The sequence below is a fragment of the Acinetobacter sp. FDAARGOS_515 genome, assembly GCF_003938865.1.
Lineage (GTDB): Bacteria > Pseudomonadota > Gammaproteobacteria > Pseudomonadales > Moraxellaceae > Acinetobacter > Acinetobacter ursingii.
Genome location: NZ_RKIX01000004.1, coordinates 1 through 3,264, shown reverse-complemented (window position 1 = coordinate 3,264; position 3,264 = coordinate 1). Strand labels below are relative to the sequence as shown.

Sequence of the window (3,264 nt, the reverse complement as noted above, 5' to 3'; positions counted from 1 at the left end):
AATTGCAGAAGTGCATATTCTAAAAGCGGACATTTTTACTTTGGAGAAACCGGACATTTCTATTTTGGAGTTACATAACGCCTTCGTATAAGAGATTTTATGTTAAACACCACATTAAAAGAGGTGTTTAAAAATTGAAGGCCAGTCAAAGGTAGGCCTTTAATTTTTATTATAATTTTATTCTAAATTTAGAATATTCAGCAGCCTGAGCCATAATGACTTTTTTTCTAAAACTGCTGTATTGGGAGTATCCGATCCATTAATTACACGAGTATTAGAAGAAGTAATTTCAGAATATCTTATTGAGGAAATAACTTGGTTTTGAGGATGACTGTTACTCCCTTTATTTACTTCAGCTAACTTAATTTTAAGATCACCTCTGCCCTTGAGGTAAGGATATATATCGAGCATTGGAAATTTTTTACCTACATTATGCTCAGCAATAAAAAATAATTGAGGCTCAGGCAAGAAATTTGCTGGAAACGTAATCATACTTTTACTATTTAGATTAATTGTTTGATTGAATTTTGGATCAATTAGATAGTATTTTAATTCAGGATTAAAAGGCAACGCACTACTAGCGACTGGAAAGTAGCGAAATACACCGCTTCCTTTACTAACCTTATCTAAAACAATATACAAAGTGTGGCCTTGATATTCAGGCTCAATTTTGACTACTTTTTCGAACTTTAAATTGCCTTCAATCGACTGCTTTCCTGTCGTTGGTTCAAAAAAGATCTGTTTAAGTTGCTCATTCATTGGAATTAAAACGTCAGCTACTAGCTGACCTCTTGTGGTACTACTATTTACAATAGGTACAGGTTTATTAACCTCAGCTTTCCAGCAAGTAATTGTTGAACATAAAGTGAAATTAGAGATATTAATCTCACCCTGATCATTATTGCTAGAAACAGCCAGACTTACTCTCAAACGTGACATCTTATTTTCTTGATTACCCTTATATTTTTCTAAATTTTGTGGTGTAAGCGGGGGGGAAGTAGCAAAAATAGATGTTGAAGATACCAGTAGAGTTAATACAAAGATTTTTTTCATTTTTATGGAATCTTAATAGAATTAATATTATACAAATTATGAGAAATCTAGTCCTTAAAAGGACTAGAAATTGTAATTAAACCCAGTTTTCTAACTTTAATCCATCTATACGCTCAAATTCCTTGATGTTATTTGTGACTAATACAACATCTAAAGCTAGGGCATGCGCTGCAATTAGCATATCCAAACTACCAATTATTTTACCTGTAGATTGTAGATCTTGACGTAGTTTTGCGTAATGCCAGATTGCTTTCTCATCGTAAGGTAAAATATCTAAGGGTGATAAAAACTTGTTCAATGCCTGTTTGTTACGCTCAGAGCCAGATTTTTCAACGCCAAAAGCTAATTCGGATGCTGTTATGCTTGAAATCGCAAGCTGACCAAGCTGGTATTGTTTAAAGCGTTCAAAAACATGCTCTGGCTTATGATTGATCACATAGATACAAATATTTGTGTCTAAGAGGTAAATCATTTGAAATCCTCACGTACCTGTTCGCCCTGATCTGCCCGTTCTAACTTGAATCCAACTTCAAACTCGTTTAGAGCTTCTAGCATTACATCCCAAGGATTGTCGATAGGCATCAATAACACACCACGTCCAAAACTTTTAATCGCTACTTCAGTACCATTAAAACGAAATGCTTTAGGTAACCTAACGGCTTGACTTCGACCTGTTTGAAAGACTTTAGCAACTTCCATTTTTTATCTCCTAATAGGATAGGTATCATTGATACATATCTTATCATTAAATAATTTGTAGCGTGTGATTTGTTGTAATTGGTGAATGACTTTAATCCATATTCTAGATGCCCATCCAGGCCTCATCTAAAAGTACAGAGCATAAAAAACCCCGGCATCCTGCCGGGGTTTTTTATTGTCGCTGATTGTGCTGTTGTACCCTCTGGTCCATGTGCAATAACTTATAATTTTTGTTTTATGTTATAGAACTTCCTGTTCCTGATGAGTTCATCATAGGAAAGTTCCAGTATCCTAGATAGCCGCAAAGGGCCGAGATTCACGTAAGCCTGAGCGTACAAAATAGCCTAAATTTTATCCACAAAAAATGTGGATAATTTTGGACATTGAGGCATTGATAAAATTTGAAAAACCTCAAAATCGACTATTTTTTAAACAATTTTATTGGCAAGAAGTATCAAAACTGCTCATAAAAAAGCCGACTTGTTTCAAAATCGGCTTTTTGCGGTTTTTATGATCAGGATTAATTTTTTAAGTAATTGATATTTCAATTAATATACAAGTGTACTTCGTATAATCCCCATTATGTTAAATGGGATCAAAAAACCTCCAATAAAATCGTTATAGTATTATTATTTATTGAATAAATAAGAGAATTAAATTAGTGAAATACTCAAATGAAAAAATAGTAAAAGCTCTCTTACTTTCTCCTTTACCACTACTTTTTTTCACAGCAGTCCTGTTTATCGTAATGAATCAGGAATACAGCCTATACTCGATTTTAGTGGTTCTTGTAGGGCACGGTCTTGTCTACTTGGCTTATTGTATTTTGACTGTACCTTTCAGCTTCATATTCTCAATTCTTTTAAATCGTTATAACAGTCTTAATTTATTAACTATCTGTATTGCCTCTATAATTATTGCTACTCCATTTTTTATTCTTTTTGAATGGAGTCACACAGGAGAAATTTCGAAAGAGTGGTGGAAAATGTATACCAATACATGGACTATTTTTATGGCTCTCTTTCCTGGCTTATGTTATTGGCTGTTTTTAATTAATTTAAAAGATAAAGAATAGTTATGAAAAAAATATTATATTTTAATTTCTTAGCGATTATTTTGACTTATGTATCTTTGCTTTATCAAAAAAATATATTAGTTGCTCGCATAGTTGTAGATAAGCTTGAAAAAGTTGAAGTCATAGCTGGGGGATTTCCTCTACAGTTCCTTATAGATGGTGAAACCTCTCCAGTCGGAAGTATAAGTATCAATCCTTTATTTATTTTCATCGGCATGGATCAATTTGTTTTTCTCAATTTTTTTATTGATTATTTATTTTGGGTAAGTATTTTATTTGCTTTTTCTATGATTGTGAAAAAGTACAGAATTGTATAGATCTCCTAAAATTAACATAATACACGTTATACGAATTCCCAAGTGTAACTCCAAAATAGAAATGTCCGGTTTCTCCAAAGTAAAAATGTCCGCTTTTAGAATATGCACTTCTGCAATTTC

General features: G+C 32.8%; 5 protein-coding genes. 2 read left to right on the top strand and 3 right to left on the bottom strand.

The genetic code is table 11. The features are described from left to right. Positions 1 to 177 precede the first annotated feature (177 nt). The 3 genes from EGS47_RS18310 to EGS47_RS18300 all read right to left on the bottom strand — a co-directional run bounded on the left by EGS47_RS18310 (position 178) and on the right by EGS47_RS18300 (position 1,752). Entirely contained in the window at positions 178 to 1,053 is an 876-nt protein-coding gene (locus EGS47_RS18310; RefSeq protein WP_005020936.1) for a hypothetical protein, read from the bottom strand. A gap of 76 nt (positions 1,054 to 1,129) precedes the next feature. Further along, positions 1,130 to 1,525 carry a type II toxin-antitoxin system tRNA(fMet)-specific endonuclease VapC gene (gene vapC, locus EGS47_RS18305; protein WP_005020938.1) on the bottom strand — a complete coding sequence of 132 codons (396 nt, stop codon included), beginning with the start codon at positions 1,523 to 1,525 and terminating at the stop codon, positions 1,130 to 1,132. After that, the gene (locus EGS47_RS18300) at positions 1,522 to 1,752 is read right to left on the bottom strand and encodes an antitoxin (protein ID WP_005020941.1); all 231 of its coding nucleotides are present in this window, start codon (positions 1,750 to 1,752) and stop codon (positions 1,522 to 1,524) included. The genes vapC and EGS47_RS18300 overlap by 4 nt, the downstream gene beginning before the upstream one ends. Positions 1,753 to 2,413: 661 nt before the next feature. Between EGS47_RS18300 and EGS47_RS18295 the strand changes: the two genes are divergently transcribed. Then, entirely contained in the window at positions 2,414 to 2,827 is a 414-nt protein-coding gene (locus tag EGS47_RS18295; RefSeq protein WP_044432567.1) for a hypothetical protein, read from the top strand. A 2-nt stretch (positions 2,828 to 2,829) separates the two neighbouring features. Further along, on the top strand, positions 2,830 to 3,144 hold the full coding sequence (locus EGS47_RS18290) for a hypothetical protein (RefSeq protein ID WP_000723215.1): 315 nt from the start codon (positions 2,830 to 2,832) through the stop codon (positions 3,142 to 3,144). Positions 3,145 to 3,264: the final 120 nt, after the last annotated feature.

Coding starts and splice junctions, on each gene's coding strand:
- EGS47_RS18310 (WP_005020936.1), bottom strand. CDS start 1,053: ATGAAAAAAATCTTTGTATTAACTCTACTGGTATCTTCAACATCTATT.
- vapC (WP_005020938.1), bottom strand. CDS start 1,525: ATGATTTACCTCTTAGACACAAATATTTGTATCTATGTGATCAATCAT.
- EGS47_RS18300 (WP_005020941.1), bottom strand. CDS start 1,752: ATGGAAGTTGCTAAAGTCTTTCAAACAGGTCGAAGTCAAGCCGTTAGG.
- EGS47_RS18290 (WP_000723215.1), top strand. CDS start 2,830: ATGAAAAAAATATTATATTTTAATTTCTTAGCGATTATTTTGACTTAT.